At 36.3% G+C, this 20,126-nt stretch carries 23 protein-coding genes; 9 read left to right on the forward strand and 14 right to left on the reverse strand.

The features are described from left to right. Positions 1–126: 126 nt before the first annotated feature. From DJ93_RS12280 to DJ93_RS12295, 4 genes are all read right to left on the reverse strand, one after another. Positions 127–939: an ABC transporter ATP-binding protein gene (locus DJ93_RS12280; RefSeq protein ID WP_042981115.1), complete on the reverse strand. Its 813-nt coding sequence runs from the start codon at positions 937–939 to the stop codon at positions 127–129. 15 nt (positions 940–954) lie between these two features. After that, entirely contained in the window at positions 955–1,971 is a 1,017-nt protein-coding gene (locus tag DJ93_RS12285; RefSeq protein ID WP_042981116.1) for a FecCD family ABC transporter permease, read from the reverse strand. Beyond that, entirely contained in the window at positions 1,968–3,023 is a 1,056-nt protein-coding gene (locus DJ93_RS12290; protein WP_042981117.1) for a FecCD family ABC transporter permease, read from the reverse strand. The genes DJ93_RS12285 and DJ93_RS12290 overlap by 4 nt, the downstream gene beginning before the upstream one ends. A gap of 299 nt (positions 3,024–3,322) precedes the next feature. Next, positions 3,323–3,547, reverse strand: a complete 225-nt coding sequence (locus DJ93_RS12295; RefSeq protein WP_042981118.1) for a YuzB family protein — start codon at positions 3,545–3,547, stop codon at positions 3,323–3,325. Between the two features lie 288 nt (positions 3,548–3,835). On the opposite strand from DJ93_RS12295, the gene DJ93_RS12300 reads away from it, so the two are divergent. Continuing rightward, positions 3,836–4,528: an RsfA family transcriptional regulator gene (locus DJ93_RS12300; protein ID WP_042981119.1), complete on the forward strand. Its 693-nt coding sequence runs from the start codon at positions 3,836–3,838 to the stop codon at positions 4,526–4,528. A 25-nt stretch (positions 4,529–4,553) separates the two neighbouring features. Here the strand turns inward: DJ93_RS12300 and DJ93_RS12305 are convergent, their stop codons facing one another. Next, on the reverse strand, positions 4,554–5,144 hold the full coding sequence (locus DJ93_RS12305) for a lipoprotein BA_5634 family protein (RefSeq protein ID WP_042981120.1): 591 nt from the start codon (positions 5,142–5,144) through the stop codon (positions 4,554–4,556). Positions 5,145–5,318: 174 nt separating this feature from the next. Between DJ93_RS12305 and lipL the strand changes: the two genes are divergently transcribed. Then, a complete protein-coding gene (gene lipL, locus DJ93_RS12310; protein WP_042981122.1) occupies positions 5,319–6,164 on the forward strand; it encodes an octanoyl-[GcvH]:protein N-octanoyltransferase in 846 nt (281 codons plus the stop codon). A 77-nt stretch (positions 6,165–6,241) separates the two neighbouring features. On the opposite strand, the gene pta is transcribed toward lipL, so the two are convergent. Beyond that, positions 6,242–7,213 (reverse strand): phosphate acetyltransferase, encoded by a 972-nt coding sequence (gene pta, locus DJ93_RS12315; protein WP_042981124.1) that lies wholly within the window; start codon positions 7,211–7,213, stop codon positions 6,242–6,244. A gap of 435 nt (positions 7,214–7,648) precedes the next feature. Here pta and hemQ point away from each other — a divergent pair, with 435 nt between their 5' ends. From hemQ to gerQ, 4 genes are all read left to right on the forward strand, one after another. Beyond that, positions 7,649–8,392, forward strand: a complete 744-nt coding sequence (gene hemQ, locus DJ93_RS12320; RefSeq protein ID WP_042981125.1) for a hydrogen peroxide-dependent heme synthase — start codon at positions 7,649–7,651, stop codon at positions 8,390–8,392. Between the two features lie 193 nt (positions 8,393–8,585). Next, positions 8,586–9,863: a serine hydrolase gene (locus DJ93_RS12325; protein ID WP_117287859.1), complete on the forward strand. Its 1,278-nt coding sequence runs from the start codon at positions 8,586–8,588 to the stop codon at positions 9,861–9,863. A 177-nt stretch (positions 9,864–10,040) separates the two neighbouring features. Beyond that, the gene (gene cwlJ, locus DJ93_RS12330) at positions 10,041–10,463 is read left to right on the forward strand and encodes a cell wall hydrolase CwlJ (RefSeq protein WP_042981128.1); all 423 of its coding nucleotides are present in this window, start codon (positions 10,041–10,043) and stop codon (positions 10,461–10,463) included. A gap of 27 nt (positions 10,464–10,490) precedes the next feature. Continuing rightward, the gene (gene gerQ / locus DJ93_RS12335) at positions 10,491–10,919 is read left to right on the forward strand and encodes a spore coat protein GerQ (protein ID WP_042981130.1); all 429 of its coding nucleotides are present in this window, start codon (positions 10,491–10,493) and stop codon (positions 10,917–10,919) included. A 31-nt stretch (positions 10,920–10,950) separates the two neighbouring features. Here gerQ and DJ93_RS12340 read toward each other — a convergent pair whose 3' ends face one another. From DJ93_RS12340 to DJ93_RS12350, 3 genes are all read right to left on the reverse strand, one after another. Further along, positions 10,951–11,319 (reverse strand): DUF423 domain-containing protein, encoded by a 369-nt coding sequence (locus tag DJ93_RS12340; RefSeq protein ID WP_000688314.1) that lies wholly within the window; start codon positions 11,317–11,319, stop codon positions 10,951–10,953. A 64-nt stretch (positions 11,320–11,383) separates the two neighbouring features. Beyond that, a complete protein-coding gene (locus tag DJ93_RS12345; RefSeq protein ID WP_042981132.1) occupies positions 11,384–11,674 on the reverse strand; it encodes a YwdI family protein in 291 nt (96 codons plus the stop codon). Between the two features lie 6 nt (positions 11,675–11,680). Continuing rightward, positions 11,681–12,673, reverse strand: coding sequence for a potassium channel family protein (locus tag DJ93_RS12350; RefSeq protein ID WP_042981133.1), 993 nt, complete (start codon positions 12,671–12,673; stop codon positions 11,681–11,683). 95 nt (positions 12,674–12,768) lie between these two features. Between DJ93_RS12350 and DJ93_RS12355 the strand changes: the two genes are divergently transcribed. The 3 genes from DJ93_RS12355 (at position 12,769) to DJ93_RS12365 (ending at position 15,577) form a co-directional block, all read left to right on the forward strand. Then, entirely contained in the window at positions 12,769–14,052 is a 1,284-nt protein-coding gene (locus tag DJ93_RS12355) for a purine/pyrimidine permease (RefSeq protein WP_042981134.1), read from the forward strand. Between the two features lie 203 nt (positions 14,053–14,255). After that, entirely contained in the window at positions 14,256–15,077 is an 822-nt protein-coding gene (locus DJ93_RS12360; protein ID WP_042981135.1) for a Cof-type HAD-IIB family hydrolase, read from the forward strand. 209 nt (positions 15,078–15,286) lie between these two features. After that, on the forward strand, positions 15,287–15,577 hold the full coding sequence (locus DJ93_RS12365; protein ID WP_042981136.1) for a DUF3817 domain-containing protein: 291 nt from the start codon (positions 15,287–15,289) through the stop codon (positions 15,575–15,577). Between the two features lie 37 nt (positions 15,578–15,614). On the opposite strand, the gene DJ93_RS12370 is transcribed toward DJ93_RS12365, so the two are convergent. The 5 genes from DJ93_RS12370 to DJ93_RS12390 form a co-directional block, all read right to left on the reverse strand. Next, the gene (locus DJ93_RS12370) at positions 15,615–16,292 is read right to left on the reverse strand and encodes a uracil-DNA glycosylase (protein ID WP_042981137.1); all 678 of its coding nucleotides are present in this window, start codon (positions 16,290–16,292) and stop codon (positions 15,615–15,617) included. Between the two features lie 19 nt (positions 16,293–16,311). Then, complete coding sequence (locus tag DJ93_RS12375) at positions 16,312–17,304, reverse strand: ABC transporter permease (RefSeq protein WP_042981138.1); 993 nt, start codon at positions 17,302–17,304, stop codon at positions 16,312–16,314. After that, complete coding sequence (locus DJ93_RS12380) at positions 17,297–18,214, reverse strand: ABC transporter ATP-binding protein (RefSeq protein ID WP_042981140.1); 918 nt, start codon at positions 18,212–18,214, stop codon at positions 17,297–17,299. The genes DJ93_RS12375 and DJ93_RS12380 overlap by 8 nt, the downstream gene beginning before the upstream one ends. Beyond that, a complete protein-coding gene (locus DJ93_RS12385) occupies positions 18,211–19,020 on the reverse strand; it encodes an SGNH/GDSL hydrolase family protein (protein WP_042981141.1) in 810 nt (269 codons plus the stop codon). Before DJ93_RS12385 ends, DJ93_RS12380 begins: the two co-directional genes overlap by 4 nt. An 81-nt stretch (positions 19,021–19,101) precedes the next feature. Next, positions 19,102–20,079, reverse strand: a complete 978-nt coding sequence (locus DJ93_RS12390) for a LacI family DNA-binding transcriptional regulator (protein ID WP_042981142.1) — start codon at positions 20,077–20,079, stop codon at positions 19,102–19,104. Positions 20,080–20,126 lie beyond the last annotated feature (47 nt).

A 20,126-nucleotide genomic window follows, 5' to 3' on the forward strand; every position in this document is an offset into this window, starting at 1 on the left:
AATATATATTTATTAATCGTTGTTCATCACCCGTTCTAACGGGTGTTCAGCTTCCTATTGGTAAATAAGAAGTTCAACAGCCATTAGAATGCCCCCTCTTAGCAAAATAAGAGGGGCCTATTCTGTTTATGCTTTTTTTCGTAATTGATTATTGATCATCACTAAATCATACGTTAAACAAATTGGTTTGCAGTTTACTGGACATGGAACAATTTGAGCTTCAATCTCAAATACATCACGAAGTGTTTCACTCGTCATAACTTCATCTGGTGTTCCTTGTTTCATTAACTTACCAGCCTTTAGTGCAATCATATGATCTGAGAAACGAGAAGCGTGATTTAAATCATGAATAACCATAACAATCGTTCTGCCTTCTTCTTGATTCAACTTCTTCAATAAATTTAATACTTCAAGTTGATGAGCCATATCTAAGTATGTCGTCGGCTCGTCTAATACAAGTAAATCTGTTCCTTGTGCAAGAGCCATCGCAATCCATACACGTTGACGTTGACCACCTGACAAAGCTTCTGCTGGACGATTTGCGAATTCTGTCATTCCCGTCACTTCAAGTGCCCAATGAATGTAGCGATAATCTTCTTCTTTCAATGTCCCAAATCCCTTTTGATGAGGGAAACGTCCATATGAAACAAGTTCAAACACAGTAAGGCCTGTTGGCACTTCTGCAGTTTGTGGTAAAATCGCCATTTTCTTTGCGATTTCTTTCGTTGGCTGCTTCTCAATTGCTTTTCCATCCAGATAAACAGTACCTCGTTTTGCTTTTAAAATACGAGAAGCCGTTTTTAATAACGTGGATTTCCCACAACCATTTGGCCCAATAATTGTTGTAATTTTCCCTTCTGGGATTTCAACTGATAATCCATCTATAATTAATCCTTCATTGTAGCCAACAGATACCGAATCAACCGCTAAAGTTGCCATACAAAAAGCCTCCCTTTATTTTGTCCTCATAAGTAAATAAATGAAATATGGTGCACCAATTACAGAAATAACAAGACCGACCGGTATTTCTGAAGTTGATAATACACTCCTTGAAATTACATCTGCAAGTAAAAGTAGGAATGTCCCAATTAATGCCGCCGTAGGCAACATAATTTGATGCTTTCCGCCAACAAGACGTCTCGCTAAATGAGGAGCCATTAAGCCGATAAAGCCAATTCCACCAGCAACTGCAACAGATGCACCAGCTAAACAAACTGCAATAAATAATAATTTACGTCTTTCTCTTTCTACATTTACACCAAGCCCAACTGCTGCAGAATCGCCTAAATTCATTACATTTAATACGTGTGCTTTACTAATAGCAATTGGTAAAAAAATAATCATCCATGGGAGTACACTTAATACAAACTTCCAATCCGTCCCCCATAAACTCCCTGCTAACCAAATTGTCGCAAAACGGAAATCATTAGATGTCATTTTCATTGAAAAGATTAAACTAACAGCACCAAACCCTGCTGCTACTGCAATACCAACAAGTATTAAACGAGTTGATGAAACACCGTCTTTCCATGCTAGTGCGTAAATAATAACCGCTGCTAATATTGCACCAACTAATGCGAAAAATGGAAGAATGAATACGGATAAAAGCGTACCAGTTCCGACCTTTCCGAAGAAGAAGTAAACGAATACAACAACTGTCAAACCCGCCCCAGCGTTAATACCGATAATCCCTGGGTCAGCAAGTGGATTTCGTGATAACCCTTGCATAATTGCACCTGACATTGCTAATGCTGAACCAACTAGTATAGCAATAATCATACGTGGCATACGAAATTCAAATAAAATGACTGATTGATCTTCTGCACCTAGCCCAACCAATGACTTCAATACATCCATTGGCGGTATTTTAAATGTTCCTGTATTTAAACTAATAAGAAATACGGAAAAAATTAATCCAACTAAAATCGTTAAGATCGTAATGTTCTTTTTTGTTAAGACACTTGTCCTCACATTTTCCCTCTCCCTTCATTACGTGCTAAGTAGAGGAAGAATGGAACACCAATAAGTGCTGTAATTGCTCCGATTGGCGTTTCAAATGGTGGGTTAATAATGCGAGATAGCATATCTGCACATTCTATTAACAATCCACCTAAGACAGCGGAGCATGGGATAACCCATCTATAGTCTGATCCTACAAGAAAACGCGTCATATGTGGAATTACAAGGCCAACAAATCCAACTGATCCTGCCATAGATACTGCAGAACCTGTTAATACAAGAACAAGTACTGTTCCAATAAATTTAATTAATATTGTATTTTGACCAAGTCCAATCGCAATTTCTTCACCAAAACTTAAAATTGTAATGTATCTCGACATCATAATTGCTATAACAAGACAAACGAGTCCAATTGGCACTAGCATGTTAATACTTTGCCATTTCACACCAGCAACACCGCCTGCATTCCACATACTCACCTCTTGGGCAAGGTTGAAATACAATGCAATCCCAGACGAAATAGCCCCTAATAATGCGCTAATTGCCGCTCCAGCTAGTGCTAATTTTACAGGCGTTAATCCACCTGGTGATGAAGACCCAATACCATATACAATGCTTGCTCCAAATGCAGCTCCAATAAAAGAAGCGATAACAAACATTAAATAAGGTGAATTAGGGAAAAATGCATACATAATTGCAATTCCAAATACAGCCCCATCTGTAATCCCCATTAACGATGGTGATGCAAGTGGATTTCGTGTCATACCTTGCATAATTGCACCCGATACCGCTAAAAAGGCACCCGCAACTACGCCCCCAATTGCTCTAGGCATACGAAGTTCTTGAATTACATTATGGTGCGTTATAGACCCGTCAAACTGGAATACAGCTTGCCATACAGTCTTCAAACTAATATCTGCTGCACCAAATGAAATAGAAACTGCCATGCTTAAAGCTAACAAAATTGTGCCCGCTATTAAAATAATAGAAGCAATGATTGGCCTACTCTTAATCTCTTTAACATTCACTTCTTGCTGTTCTATGCTCCTCGCGCTTGCTTCCATCCCTCAACCATCCTAACCAACAACATATATTTAATAAAATGAAATTTATTCTCAACTAAAAACAAAAAAAAATTAGGTTAATGATTTCTTTTTTGATAATGATTCTCATCATTATCTCCTCTATTCTACCTATCGTCACAAAAGACTGTCAACCATTATTTTGCAATATAAAACTAATGTAATTGGTATAAAACCATTCTCTTTGTGGACTGCTCTTGTATGATATAAAGGAATTATTTCGAAATAATTCCTTTATATCAACACAAAAAAGAAGAGTAAAGTATTCACTCTTCTTTTTCTTACTTATTTAGTTTTGCTTCAATTTTTTTAATTAGCTCATCTTCAGTTGGAGCAGCCACTGGACGATTATTTACAAAAGCGAATGACTTTTTACGACCCGGTCCGCAATAAGATTGACATCCAACTTCAATTGCTGCACATGAATCTACCTTTTTAAGCTTTTGAATTAGCGTCTTAACGTTCGTTGCCTGACAATCATCACACACACGAAATTCGTTTCCCATTATATATAACACTTCCTCTATTTTAAACTTTTCACAAGTACATTTAACAATAAACACTAAATGGTATTTTACCGCTCTTTGAGTCTCGTTGCAAGTCTCTCCACATAGCTCTATCCCTATATAACACTACATATTATCTTCATTTTTCCCTTCACAAGCTTTCGTCATTCGGAGAAAATTTCTTACCTTCATCGAAATCTACCATATTTTTAAAAGCTTTGTATAAAAGCTCTTTTTTTTGCCCATTATAAAAATAGGAAGTTCATAAAAAGAAAGGGAGTTGAATCTATGAAAGTAAGACAAGATGCTTGGACAGATGAAGATGATTTATTGCTTGCTGAAACTGTACTCCGCCATGTTCGGGAAGGAAGTACACAATTAAATGCTTTTGAAGAGGTTGGAGATCAATTAAATCGTACATCAGCTGCTTGTGGTTTCCGCTGGAATGCTGTTGTTCGTTATAGCTATGAGCAAGCTCTTCAACTAGCAAAAAAACACCGTAAGGATAAAATGCGCGCAGCAAGTGGCGATCAAGCTAAAAAACGCCTACTGTATACACCCCCAGCTTCAGAAATGGTAATTAACTATGAAGAACCAATGGCTCATGAAACAAATGTTCAATATACAGAAGCTGTCCAATATCAAGAGCCCACTGTTTCTATTTCAAAGAGCTCTATAACAATGCAAGATGTTATTTACTTTTTACAAACAGTCGGAACTTCAAATGTTAAAGTAACAGCTCTTGAAAATGAGAATACGAGATTGAAACACGAAATTAAAACACAAATGCTACGTAATGAAGAATTAGAAAAGAAACTAGAGAAATTAGAAAAACAATCTAATACTGTACAAGAAGATTACGAAACACTCATGAATATTATGAACCGTGCTCGCAAATTGGCGGTAATGGATGACGAAGAGCGCGCACAAACGTCTTTTAGAATGGATCGAAACGGTAATTTAGAAAAGATTGCAGAATAAAAAGGATGCATTATATGCATCCTTTTTATTTCACTTCAATCATATGTGCCTCTTCTACTTTAGAATCCTTCTTTATATCCGGGAAAATTTCTTTCTTCGGATTTTCTTTAAACGCTACGACACCGATTGTTTTTACTGGATCGTTTATTTTTTGATACACTGAATCACTAACAACTACATATATATCTGCATATTTACGAGCGTCACCAATCACCACGTTACCTTCATATTTCATTTTCTTCCCATCCATTACTACATCACTTTGCTCATTCTTTGCAAATACAATTCCTGCTTCTTCAGAAATAGCCGGCAATGTTGTAATTGGCTCTACATTATCTTTATCTACCTTTCTCAATACCTTTTCTTTTATCATCTTTTCTGCCGTTGTTTTATTCATAATTAATGCCTTTTGGTCATTAGCTGTAGCAAATTTCGATTCAAATTTATGTTGAGATTCGATTTTATCTTTATATTGATCCATTGTTTTTTGAACACCTATATCATCACCGTACATAACTATCCCTTTTGCCTGCGGTGAAATCATATCCACAATAGAACAACCGCTAAATACAGCGGCTGACATAACTGCTACAAATCCTAATTTAATCTTATTCATTTCTATTCCTCCTAAAACGATACTTACATCTCTTAGTTTAACTACCACAAATGGCTTTACCAATTTACTTTCCTTACAGAAATATTACAATTTAGTAAGATTCTTTTCCAAAACCTTCTTTCTTCTTTTTTGTTATAATAAAGATTGTCATTTTATAGATAAGGGGTTAGTTATATGAGCAATTCCCGTTCGATTTTATCTCAACCAGAGTGGCGTATCGTTGATCAATCTAGTTTAGGACCAACATTTCACGCGCTGCAGTCATTCGCGATGGATGACACATTATGCACAGCTATTGGAAATGGTCAATCCGCTGCAACAATGCGTTCTTGGGTTCATCACAATACAATTGTTCTCGGTATTCAAGACTCCCGTCTTCCTCATTTAGATGAAGGGGTTTCTTTTCTAAAAAGCAAAGACTTCCATGTCATTGTCCGTAATTCAGGAGGTCTTGCAGTCGTACTTGATGAAGGAGTTTTAAACGTATCACTTCTATTCCAAGAAACAGAAAAAGGTATTGATATCGACCTTGGATACGATACAATGTGGCATTTAATTAAGGAGATGTTAAAAGATTACGATGTTACTATCGAGGCAAAAGAGATTGTTGGTTCTTATTGTCCTGGCAGCTACGACTTGAGCATTCGTAATCAAAAATTTGCTGGTATTTCTCAGCGTCGTATTCGCGGAGGTGTTGCTGTACAAATTTACTTATGTGCGACAGGAAGTGGCTCTGAGCGCGCCACACTCGTTCGTGATTTTTACAACTTAGCAATTCAAGGAGAAGAAACAAGGTTTACGTATCCTGAAATTGTTCCAAGTACAATGGCTTCATTGTCTGAATTACTCGGTGAAACAATTACTGTACAAGATTTAATGATGCGCCTTTTAAAAACACTACAACACTTTGCGCCGAAATTAACACCGTCGCAACTAACAGTAGATGAAATTCCTTTATATGAAACGAATTTACAACGCATTATCGATCGTAATAATAAGGCACTTGGCTTAGAAAAATAGAAAGCAAAAAATAACCACCCCCATTCCGTTATACATGAAATGAGGGTGGTCATTTTTTATATCAATTCGTTATAGAATTAAAGTGCTTGAGCTGCTGTAATTAAAGCTAGCTTGTACACTTCTTCTTCGTTACATCCACGAGATAGATCGTTTACAGGCATATTTAAACCTTGTAAGATTGGTCCTACTGCTTCAAAGTTACCTAAGCGTTGTGCAATTTTGTAGCCGATATTACCAGCTTCTAAGCTTGGGAATACGAATACGTTAGCATCACCTTTAATTGTAGAACCTGGAGCTTTTTTCTCAGCTACAGATGGTACGAATGCAGCATCAAATTGGAATTCTCCATCTAAAATTAATTCAGGAGCCATTTCTTTTGCAATGCGAGTTGCTTCTACAACTTTTTCTGTTTCTGGTGATTTCGCAGAACCTTTTGTAGAGAAGCTTAACATAGCAACGCGTGGGTCAATGCCGAATAGTTCAGCAGTTTTCGCACTTTCGATACCAATTTCAGCTAAATCTTGGCTGTTTGGTGCAATGTTAATTGCGCAGTCAGCGAATACATATTTCTCTTCTTCACGTACCATAATGAATACGCCAGAAGTTTTTGTAACACCTGGTTTTGTTTTAATGATTTGAAGTGCTGGACGAACTGTATCAGCTGTAGAGTGAGCTGCACCACTTACTAAACCGTGTGCTTTGCCCATGTATACAAGCATTGTACCGAAGTAGTTTTCGTCTTTAAGAATTTTGCGAGCATCTTCTTCTGTTGCTTTACCTTTACGGCGTTCAACGAAAGATGCTACCATTGCATCCATTTCTTCGTATGTAGCTGGATCATAAATATCAACGCCTGCTAATGTTAAGTTCATGCTAGCAGCTTTTGCGCTAATTTCTTCTTTATTACCAACTAAGATTGGTTTTACTAACTCTTCTTTTGCTAAACGCTCTGCAGCGCCTAAAATTCTTTCATCAGTTCCTTCAGGAAGTACGATAGAAATGCCTTTTCCTTGAACTTTTTCTTTTACTGTTGTAAATAAATTGCTCACGAATAAACCCTCCTACAAATGTTAAAAAACTCTATCTTTAAGAATACTTCTTTTCATCTATATTTTAAACTTATAGCTCCCAAAAAATAGATAAAATAAAAATGATTATATTTTCATAAAATTCAGCTCTATCAAATTTCTTTTTCATCTACAGAAATACGAATCGAAAAAACGCCATAAACCCTTTCCTTTTAGGAAAAAGGCGCTGCTTGCTATGCAAAATAAAATATAAAAAGAAGATGAGTACAATTTCACTTTTTTATGAACCGACAATTTATATGCTAGAAAATCAAACTGTATTTACATAACATATATCCCGTACTTCTTTAACATCTGTAAATGTGACAATTTTATGCGACTAAGCTTTATATAGATAATTTTAAAACTATATATGCTATAGTTAACGTGTAAATATCATTAACTGAGGTGAATAGAATGAGTGAAGCAGCAAAAACGTTAGATGGCTGGTATTGTTTACATGATCTACGTTCTATCGATTGGCCAGCATGGAAAACATTATCCAGTGATGAACGCGGACAAGCGATGTTTGAATTTTTAAATGTCATTGAAAAATGGAACAAAACAGCCGCTGCAAAACAAGGCAGCCATGCAATGTATACAGTTGTTGGTCAAAAAGCTGATATTATGCTTATGATTTTACGCCCAACAATGGAAGAATTAAATGAGATTGAAACAGAATTGAATAAAACGACATTAGCTGAATATATGATTCCGGCATACTCTTACGTATCTGTTGTTGAACTAAGTAACTACCTTCCAGCTGATGAAGATCCATACCAAAACCCACAAGTCTTAGCTCGCTTATATCCTGAATTACCGAAAGCAAATCATATTTGCTTCTATCCAATGGACAAGCGCCGACAAGGTGATGATAACTGGTACATGCTTCCTATGGAAGAACGCAAAAAACTTATGTATAGCCACGGAAAAATTGGCCGTCAATATGCAGGTAAAGTTCGCCAAGTCATTACAGGTTCTGTTGGTTTTGACGATTATGAATGGGGTGTAACATTATTTGCTGACGACATCCTTCAATTCAAAAAGCTTGTGTATGAAATGCGCTTTGATGAAGTAAGTGCTCGTTATGGTGAATTCGGAACATTCTTTGTCGGAAACATTTTACCAAGCGAAAATGTAGCAAAGTTTTTACACGTATAATACAAAAAAGGAACGAAATTCGTTCCTTTCTTTCATATTTTATACATTTCCTCTAAAAACCTTCTTTTCTCATCCATTTTCAGCAGTATTAGACAAAGTTTTTTCAAATTTCTTGTAAAATTGTAACCTTTTTATATCTAAATTTATGCTAAAATGATACGAGCTATATGCTAATAACGATGCGAAGGTGATAATGTATATGAGGAAAATTTCAACTATCTTACTAACGCTTCTATTGTCATTTTCTTCCTTAGGAGTAACAACATCCCATGCGGAAGAAAAAATACATATAGAAGCAGCCGCTGCACTTCTGTTCGATGCAGATACAGGAAAAATATTGCATGAACAAAACCCAGATGAATTACTAGCTATCGCTAGTATGTCAAAATTGATTGTTGTTTATGCTGTTTTAGAAGCAATTAAAGAGGGAAAGATTACTTGGGATACAAAAGTTAACATTTCTGATTATGCTTATGAAATTTCACGTAATAATGAATTCTCTAACGTTCCGTTCGAAAAGGGTCGACAATATACGGTTAGAGAACTATATCATTCTATTGTTATCTTCTCTGCAAATGGATCTAGTATTGCTTTAGCAGAACTCCTTGCAGGAAGTGAAAAAAACTTCTTAAACCTTGCAAATGAACATGCAAAGAAATTAGGGTTAAAGAAATATAAATTCGTAAACGCTACTGGATTAAATAACGCTGATTTAAAAGGGAAACATCCTGAAGGAACAGATCCAAACGGAGAAAACTCCTTGTCAGCTCGAGATATGGGTATTCTATCAAAAACAATTATTACAAAGTATCCAGAAATGCTAGAGGATACAAAACAAAGATTTAGAAACTTCCCAGATAACCATCCAAAACCAATCCGCATGGAAAACTGGAACTGGATGTTACCGGGTGCTGCCTTTACTTACGAAGGGACAGATGGTTTAAAAACTGGAAGTTCTGATACAGCCGGATATGGATTTACGATTACAGCGAAGCGTGGTGATGTACGTCTTATTTCCGTTATTATTAAAACAAAATCAATGGATGAGCGCTTCACGGAGTCCCGTGCGTTAATTGAATACGGTTTTAATAATTTTGAAAAACAGAAATTGAAAATAGATAAAAATAATACAATCTCTGTTGTACAAGGGAAAGAAGATCATGTCACGGTCGTACCAGAAAAAGAAGTAACGGTGATGACAAAAAAGGGTAGCAAACCATCTTATAAAATTTCAACTGCAGCGAATAAATCACTTGCTGAGAATGGACAGCTAGTTGCACCTATTAAAAAAGATACAAAAGTAGGTTCATTTGTTTTAGAATCAACTGATAAATATGGTTTCTTAGATGGCAGTAAAAACATGAAAGTTGTGGCAAAAACGACAGAAGAAGTGGAAAAAGCAAATTGGTTCGTATTAACAACGCGTTCCGTTGGTGATTTTTTCTCAAACTTATGGTCTAAAGTATTTTAATGATAAAAAAAGCTAGCCCACGCTAGCTTTTTTTATTTTCCCCTCTAAATGTAAAACTTCGTTTGGTTGTCATATCTGAGTCCTTTTTCTCATACGTATGAACTAGTAATTGTTCCACACTTCATCTAGAAATAAACCTCTTTCTACAGTGCATTCCAAAAAGAGAGGTGACACATAATGGGCGTTATTGCTTATACAGAAGAAGATGTTAAGTTATTAGCTAGACTTATGCGAGCTGAAGCTGAAGGAGAAGGACAACAAGGTATGCTAATGGTCGGAAACGTTGGCGTAAATCGTGTCCGCGGAGATTGCTTAGACTTTAAAAAGGTCCGAAATTTACGTCAAATGGTTTACCAAAATCCTGGTGGTTTTGAGGCAACCCAAAAAGGGTATTTTTATCAACGAGCAAGAGAACAAGATATTGCCTTAGCCCGGCGAACAATTCAAGGGCAACGTTTTTGGCCTGCCAATTTTGCCTTATGGTTTTTTAGGCCTGAAGGTCCTTGCCCACCAACTTGGTATAACCAACAAAACTCTGGACGCTTTAAAAAGCACTGCTTCTTCCAACCATCTGGTGAGGATTGTCCAGGCGTATATTAAGGAATGAAAATGAGGAGGGATTTTTGAATGGCACAGCAACAAAACCCATACTACGGAACAGGTTTTTATCAACCATCTGGAACTTATGTGCAACCGCAACAAATGACGCCACAACAACAGCAACAACAGCAAGCAATGCAACAACAAGCTGCTCAGGCTCAACTTGCAGTTTCTCAAGGGATGTTACCACTAGAGCAATCGTATATTGAAAACATCCTTCGTTTAAACAAAGGTAAGCCAGCTACAGTTGTAATGACTTATGAACGTGGTAGTTCGCTTGGTACACAATCCTATACAGGGATCATCGAGGCAGCTGGCCGTGATCATATCGTAATTAGTGAACCGAAATCTGGAAAGCGCTATTTACTACTAATGATTTACTTAGATTATGTAGAATTCCCAGGAGAAATTACGTATTTACCTGGTCAACAAGCAACTTATGCTCCAAGACCATAAAAAAAGGCTGGCAAATGCCAGCTTTTGTTTTTTATAACCCTTTTACAACTGCAGTTCCGACTAAAATCCACGCCACAATAAACGCTACACCACCAAGAGGTGTAATTGGGCCAAAGAATTTAATACCTGTTGTACTTAATGCATAAAGACTGCCTGAGAACATAATAATCCCAGCTACCATAAGCCAACCTGCAGCGCTTAAAAGCGATGATTGCATTTTGTCCATTAATAGAGCAACTACGAATAAGCCACCTGCATGAAACATTTGATATGTAACGCCCGTTTTCCACACTTCTAACATTTTTGCAGAAATTTTATTTTCTAAACCATGTGCTCCAAAAGCCCCTAATGCAACCGATAATCCCGCTGCAATACAACCTAGTAAAAAGAAAATTTTCATCTTAATTCCCCTTTTTTACCTTTATCATAAGCAATTTTCACATATAAGCCAAACGATTTTACTTTTAAAAATCAAATAAAGAATTACCGTTTGCATCATTTTCTTTTATATATACTTTTTCTCCAGAAACCGGCATAACCGGTTGAACTGGTTGAACTGTTGTTATAGGCTGCGATCCAATTACTTGTGATTGAACCTCTCTATACGTATGCGATTCAACTTGTTCATCCAATAATAAATCACATAAAGCACGTACAACTAATAAGTGCTCTTTTGATTGTTGTCCTTCACTACTTTTTGCCTTGGCAATTTCATCCGCCATTTTATTTAAAATCTTATCACTAGATACTTGCATTCCTTATCACCTCTTACTTTGTAGTTCTTTCTCAAATTGCTCCAGTTTCTCCACTGAACCAAATACTATTATCATATCACGTTCTTGTAGTTTTTCCTGCCCCGTCGGATTATGGATAATATCCCCATCTCTTAAAATCGCTAAAATTGTTACATCAAATTGATTTCTCACATTACTCTTTAGTAACGATTTACTGACTAAGATAGAGCCTTTTCCAATTTGAATCTCCTCAATCACAAATGACTGCTTCGTTCCATACAGTACCGTATCAATATAATGAACAGTTAATGGATTCGCAATACCTTTCGCTATATGAATTCCCGCCATACTCGATGGATTAATAACTTTATTTGCACCAGCACGACGTAATTTTTCTTCTGTTTCTGGTTTTTCAGCCCTTGCTACGATTTTAATCGTACTATTTAGCCCTCTTGCAGTTAATGTAATAAATACATTTTCGGCATCATTCGCTACAATTGCTACTAAACCTCTAGCTTTCGATATTCCAGCTTTATGTAATACTTGGTCTTCCGTTGCATCACCATGTACATATAAAAGTTTCTCCTGCTCCAATATCCTTTCATCTTTATCCACAACAACAAATGGTATGTTCTTCTCCTGTAATTCATATATAACTTGAAGACCTACTCTACCACAACCACAAACAATAATGTGATCTTCTAACTGTATGATTTGTTTATCCATCTTCTTCCTCCGCACTGCATGAAATAAATTCCCTTCAATAATCATGGCTGCTACTACACCAATTGAATATGTAACAATCCCTACACCGACAGGTATGATGAGAAGTACAAAAATTTTCCCTGCTTGTGTTAATGGGATTACATCACCATATCCAACTGTTAATACTGTAATCATCGTCATCCAAAATGCTTGAAACAAACTAATTTCTTCAATTGTCATAAACCCAATGGTTCCAAAAATTACAACAGAAGTCATACATATAACAGCTATCCATAATTTCTTACGTGCATTCATACTATGTTTCAACTCTTTTCTCTATCTACAATCTTTGCCAGGAGAAATAAAATACGTATATACTAGAAACGGAATCTATGAAAGAGGTTGATATAATGAAGACATTACTTTCCGCCTTGCAATGGGCACTATTTATTTTAGCCGGAAGCCTCATCGTACCAATTAGTGTCGCAACTAGTTACGGGCTTGGTGGAACCGAAGCTATTGCATTTGTGCAGAGAACATTATTTGTTCTTGGATTTGCTGGGCTTTTACAGGCTATCTTTGGACATAAACTACCTATTCAAGAAGGCCCCGCAGGTCTTTGGTGGGGAATCTTCTCGCTTTATGCAAGTTTAGGTGTCGTATTATTTGGATCAAGTAATGAAACACTCAAGGTCCTTCAATATGCTTTCTTATTAAGCGGTGTCATTTGCATTCTCCTTAGTATCTTTGGACTTATTGATAAGCTTGTCCGCTATTTTACACCGACAGTAATTGGAACGTATTTATTTCTTCTCGTTGCACAACTTAGCGGCTCTTTTCTAAAAGGTATGTTCGGCCTTGACGGACAGCATACAGAAGTACAACCGAACGTATTTATTCTTTCACTCGTTGTTATTTTACTATCTTTTTTCATTATGAAGCTACCTATTATTGGACAATACTCCGTTCTTTTCAGCATTGTATTCGGCTGGATTTTATTCGCATGCTTCGGATTATCTAATCCTGTAACACCTGTAACAGACATAATCCGTCTTCCATCTCTATTTGTTTTCGGAATGCCTCGCGTTGAATGGAACATGGCAATTACAGTCATTTTCGTTACACTATTACTTCTAACAAATATGTTAGCAAGTATTCGTGTTGTACAAAAGGTTGTTTCTAAGTACGAAACAGATGCAACTCCAGATCGCTTTAAACAAGCTGGCATTATAACGGGAATAAATCAATTGCTAGGCGGTCTATTTTCAGCTATTGGACCTGTTGCCATTTCTGGATCAGCAGGATTTATTGCAACGACTAATATTTATAAACGCCTTCCATTTATATTAGGATCAAGCTTTATTATTGCCGTTAGTATATTCCCAAAGATCACTTCATTCTTTGCAGCAATCCCTGTCGCTGTTGGCTACGCTGCGATTTATCCTGTATTCGCCAGCATGATTGGTCTCGCTTTCCGGGAATATGATACTGTACAAAATAAAGAACGTTTATTTAAAGTAGCAGGTCTTTCCATCTTTACAGGAGTTGGGGTTATGTTCGTTCCTGCAGGAGCATTTTCTACATTACCACCATTTTTAGCATCATTTTTAAGTAACGGTCTCGTTCTTGGATCTGTTATGGCTATTTTGCTCGAAATACTATTTTCTCGTTCAAACGAAAAACAACTATCGTAAATTGGAAAACTTCCATTATTGCACTCTACCTTTAGAGTTGTTACGATTATGATAAATTATCATGGGCAACACGCTCATGATAATTTATACTAACAATGCAGAACTTCTCCTAGCTTCATGGAGAGAGGTTCGATGTCTTACTATATTCCCCAATATCTTCATTAAAATTTATTTCTATTTCAACAAAGAAAGGAACTTTCTATATGACTTATAAAATGATTGTTTTAGATTTAGATGATACTTTATTGCGTGATGACCATACAATTTCACCTCGTACGAAGGAAGCTTTAATGACAGCACAAGAACAAGGTGTAAAAGTTGTACTTGCTTCTGGGCGTCCAACATTTGGTATGCGCAATGTCGCAAAAGAACTTCGTTTAGAAGAATACGGAAGCTTTATCTTATCTTTTAACGGTGCAAAAATTATTAACTGTAAAACAAATGAAGAAATCTTTAGTAGTACGCTATCCCCTGAAATCGTTCACAACCTATTTGAAATTAGTAAAGATGAAGACGTTTGGATTCATACTTATATTGGCGATGATATCATAACAGAAGAAAATAATCCTTATACTGAAATTGAAGGCGAAATTACTGGTATGCCAATTATTGAGGTTGATAATTTCAAAGCTGCTGTTAAAGAGCCTGTTGTGAAAGTATTAATGAATAAAGAAGCTGAACGCCTTGTTGAAGTGGAAAAGAAACTACAAAAACAACTAGAAGGTCAATTAAGCGTTATGCGTTCAAAACCATTCTTCTTAGAATTTACTGAATATGGTGTTACAAAAGGGACGAGCTTAAATCAACTTATTCAAAAACTTGGTATTAAGCGTGAAGAAGTTATCGCAATGGGCGATAGCTATAACGACCAAACGATGATTGAGTTCGCTGGACTTGGCGTTGCAATGGGCAATGCACCAGATGATATTAAAGAAATTGCAAACTACGTAACAGATACCAACATGAACGATGGTGTTGCAAAAGTTGTAGAAAAGTTCGTACTAAAAAGCGAAGCGCTTGTTTAATATTTCCATTCATAAAACCTATTTGAAGTCAAACACTTCAAATAGGTTTTTATTTAAATTGCAATGCTTTTGTGACCATATTTTGAACTTTGCACTATTCTCGTAGTGTAAACTTTCTTTTTGTATATAATGAAACAAAATAGACTATTTTATTTTGAAAAAGAATACAAATTTACTATATACAAGCATACGTTAAAGGAGGCTAATTCATGTTATCTACACCAATCGGACGATTAAGAGCAATTGGACTAGTTGAGGGGATTTCTTTCCTACTACTATTATTTGTAGCAATGCCGTTAAAATATTTCGCGGGGTTTGCAACAGCTGTTAAAATTACAGGTATGGCTCACGGCGTTCTATTTATACTATTTATCTTCGCGGTAATTCAAGTAACAATCGTACACCGTAAATCAATTTTATGGGCACTTGGCGCATTTGTTGCATCTGTTATCCCATTTGGTACGTTTGTACTAGATGCTAAACTTAAAAATGAACAATAATAAAAAGGTAGTTAACGACTGTTAACTACCTTTTTATTTACAAATTCGGAATTTCCCAATCAATTTCTCTCTCACCCATATTAGCTAAAATCGTATTTACTTTAGAATACGGCTTACTTCCAAAGAAACCACGTCTTGCTGATAATGGACTTGGATGTACGGATTCAATAATATGGTGATTCGTATTCGTAATTAACTTTTTCTTCGCCTGTGCATGGCGTCCCCACAATATGAAAACAACTGGTTTTTCACGTTCATTTAACAGCTCAATCACGCGATCAGTGAACTGCTCCCATCCTTTTCCTTTATGAGAATTCGCCTCACCTTGGCGAACCGTTAATACCGCATTCAATAAGAGTACACCTTGCTCTGCCCACTTTACTAAATAACCGTTATTCGGAATTTCATAACCGTATTCATCTCGCAGCTCTTTATACATATTTAACAATGATGGCGGCGTTTTTACACCTGGTTGTACAGAAAAGCTTAAGCCATGTGCTTGATTTGGCCCATGATATGGGTCTTGCCCTAAAATAACGACCTTTGTATTTTCATAACTTGTATACTGAAGAGCGTTAAAAATATCTTCTACCTTTGGATAAACAACATGCACATTGTACTCTTCTTTCAAAAAATTAGCTAGGGTTTGATAATATTCTTTTTCAAACTCTGGTGCCAGTAATGGCCCCCAATCATTCTGTAAAACATTTTCCATGCCTTCACTTCCTATCCAATTAATTCACCATATCCTGCTTTGTAAATACTACGAATGAAATGATAAGGGAAACTACTGCCCAAACCGTTAAATTCATTAAAGAAAATCCCATCGATAACCCTTGTAACGCAGGCAGTTTTCCTGATAAATAATCCGTTAACGATAAGTTGACACTAAAAATATATTTTGCACCTTCCCAAGACGTTGCAAAGGAACTTAAAATACCGCCAGCAATTAATGCAGCTAACATAACTCCCATACCAGCTGGTGTGTTTCGAATTAAAACAGAAACCATAAATGATATAGTTCCAACAACGATGGCAACAAACCAAGCTAATCCGTACGCCATTAAAATGTATTGCCACTGCGGGATAAGATGTACAAAGTTTGTATTTAATGTCTCCTTATCAATGACGAACCCTGTTAAAACAGGTAAATTCCATCCCGAATACCCAAATACAAGCCCCGATAATACGTAGGCAAACATACCGACAAGAAGCAATATAAGCGAAATGAAAAATAACATCGTCACATATTTACTAAGGAGTATTTTCCAGCGCCGAATTGGCCTCGTAAGAAGCATTTTCATCGTACCATCACTTCGTTCTCCTGAAACGATATCAATTGCGACAATCATAACGAGCAATGGAATAAATAAAGTTATTCCTTGTTCAATAAACGCCCTCACAAATGTTGGAGCTCCTGGTGCAGTCGGATTAATATCATGATCTAAATAATATTGTTGCTGTTCCACCCTCACTTTTAGCCAATCACGCCACTCTTCTGGCAACCTAGAATTATTCAAACGATTTTGCGAATCAACAATTTGTTGCTGAAGCGACACTTTCCAATCACTCGTACCAAGTCTTTTTTGCGTAGTTTGTATTTCACGATATTGCGCATAAACAAAAAGCGGAATCAAAATGGCTAAAATAAGCATGACGACGAAAATACGTTTCTTCCGATAAATTTTCTCAGACTCATTTAAAACAAGATTTGCAAATTCACGCATGCTGCTCACCCCTCGTGAGTTCAATAAATAAATCTTCTAACGTAAACACAATTTCTTTCACACTGTGCACATCTATACCGTTCTCTACAAAATGCTTATTCCATGTACTAATGGATGCAAGATCCATACGGCATACTAAACGCTCATGATCTATACTAATTTCCCTTACTTCCTCTGCAAATTCCAACATACCTTTCGCTTTTGAAATCGGTGTAACAATCCATTCCACACGATCACTTGCCGTTTTTACTAACTCTTCAATAGGTGCAACTGTAATCATTCTTCCCTTATGAATAATAGCAACGCGATCACATATCATTTGCACTTCACTTAGCAAATGGCTTGAAATGAATACGCTCATATTTTCTTCTTTCACAAGCTTATGTATAAACTCTCTCAATTCTCTTATACCAGCGGGATCTAAACCATTTGTCGGCTCATCCAATATTAGCAGTTTCGGATTCCCAAGAAGAGCCTGAGCAATTCCGAGACGTTGCTTCATACCAAGAGAATACGTTTTCACTTTATCGTGAATACGTTCATCTAAATGAACCATCTTTGCAATTTCTATAATACGTTCGTCCGATATATCACCAAGCATACGTGCAAATTGCTTTAAGTTTTCCCATCCCGTTAAATACGTATAGAGTTCTGGATTTTCGACAATACTTCCAATTTGGCGCATCGCTTCCCGGAAGTTCTCTTTAATAGAATAACCACCAACAGAAATTGTTCCTTCCGTCGCTTTAATAAGACCGACTAACATGCGAATCGTTGTTGTTTTTCCAGCTCCATTTGGTCCTAAAAAGCCGAACACTTCTCCCTGTTTTACGTCAAACGAAATATTTTCTACAAGCGTCTTCTTTCCAATGACCTTTTTTACATCCCGTACTGAAAGTATCATCGTCATTTTATCCCTCCTTCTTCTAGTTTTAACTTACTTACAACATTTTGAACTAATCGTTCTGCCATATATGAGTAACCTACTTCATTCGGATGAAAATGATCTGAGTATAGCAACTCTTTACCATGATTTTGGAATAAATCAAATGTCGGTGTAATATATACATTTTTATCATTTATTGCTAACTTCTCTAAAGATGCATTCCAATCAACGACAATATTTGATGAACCTTTTAAGTCTTCTACATCTTCAAAAGGATTGTATAAACCTAGCCAAAAGATAGGGCTATCTGCATTTAACTTACGAATTTCTTCTATAATCTTCTTCGCTTGCTTTTGAAATGTTTCTGCATCTGGACGGTACGTCTCTAAATCTATCTTTCCAAGTGATTCCCATCCTGGAAATAAGTCGTTTCCTCCAATCGTTAAAACAACTATATCTGCTTTCTTAATGGAATATTGAGCTCCACTGCTCTCTATTTGCTTTAATAAGTCTGGCATTTTCGCACCACTAACAGCTAAATTTGTTAGTGCAACTTTTTGTTTATAATCTTTTTGCAAGTCTTCTTTCATGCGCCCAATATAACCAATTCCTTCTTTATCACCAACGCCACGCGTTAAAGAATCACCTAAACTAACTACTTGTAACGTTCCTGCTTTCTTCTTTTCTTCAGCCTTCACATCTGTTTTCGTAATTAATTTTGAAGCTTTCGGATTTAATACATCATTCACACCCGAAACAAAACCGTATGCGAATAAACAGAACGATGCAATTGTAATGAGCAGAATTACCTTCACTAATTTTGATCTCATATCAAAACCCCTTTAGCCCTCATAGATTGTCCATAATTATACCAAATGAATTTTTGAAAAGCGATTTTCGCACCTTCCTTATTATGTCGTTTCCCTCTCTATAAGTTGTGGCAACAACTCTATATGTTTCACGCCTAATTTTACATCATTAATTTTTTCATACAGTAATTCGAATGCTTTTATACCAACTTCTTTACTAGAGTGAGAAATCGTTGTAATTCCTACTATATCCGCTACTTCTTGATCATCGCATCCGATAATTGTAAGCTCCTCTGGAATACGAACTCCATGTTTTTTTGCCTCTGTCACCATACCTGCTGCAATATGATTACAAGAAACAAGAAAAGCTGTCGGTTTTACTCGCATATTAAGCCACGCTCTTATTACATTGCGCCCATCTTCCACCACAAAACACCCTTTAAATTTCCAATTATCTAAAGAAGCTACGGAAATATGTTGAAGAGCATCCTCATATGCTTGTTTTCGCCTTTGACTATTAATACTATTCTCTCTTCCAATACAATATCCAATATGAGTATGACCCGCATCTATCAAATATCTCATTCCTTGTGAAAATACTTTATAGTAATCAATATGTACGCTCCCAATACATTTCGATTCTATTTCTTCGCACGTTACAATCGGGCCAAACTTCGTATATTCTTCGAGTTTTTCTTGAATATTCGTCCTCGAACATATAATAACTCCATCAAGTTTTTTCATTTTTAACATATGTAAAACTTCAAGCTCTTTCTCTTCACTATAATTTGTCTGACAAAGCATCATATTATAATTATTCTGTGCTGTTTCCTTTGATACTCCCTCAATAATCGCGCTATAATATTGATCATTTACGTGCGGCAATAAAACACCAATAACATTTGTTTTTCCTTTCACTAAATGAATCGCATTTACATTTTGTGTATAATTTAACTCTTCTATAATCGCTAAAATTTCTTTTCGCTTCTGTTCATTTACGTATGGATGATTATTAAGTACACGTGAAACAGTTGAAACAGATACCCCAGCAAGTTCAGCAATCTTTCTTATATTAGTCATCTCATTCTCCCCTTTTCGCAGAAATTCTCACTTGACCTGGTAAGCTT

Source organism: Bacillus clarus (genome assembly GCF_000746925.1).
In the GTDB taxonomy this organism is placed as follows: domain Bacteria; phylum Bacillota; class Bacilli; order Bacillales; family Bacillaceae_G; genus Bacillus_A; species Bacillus_A clarus.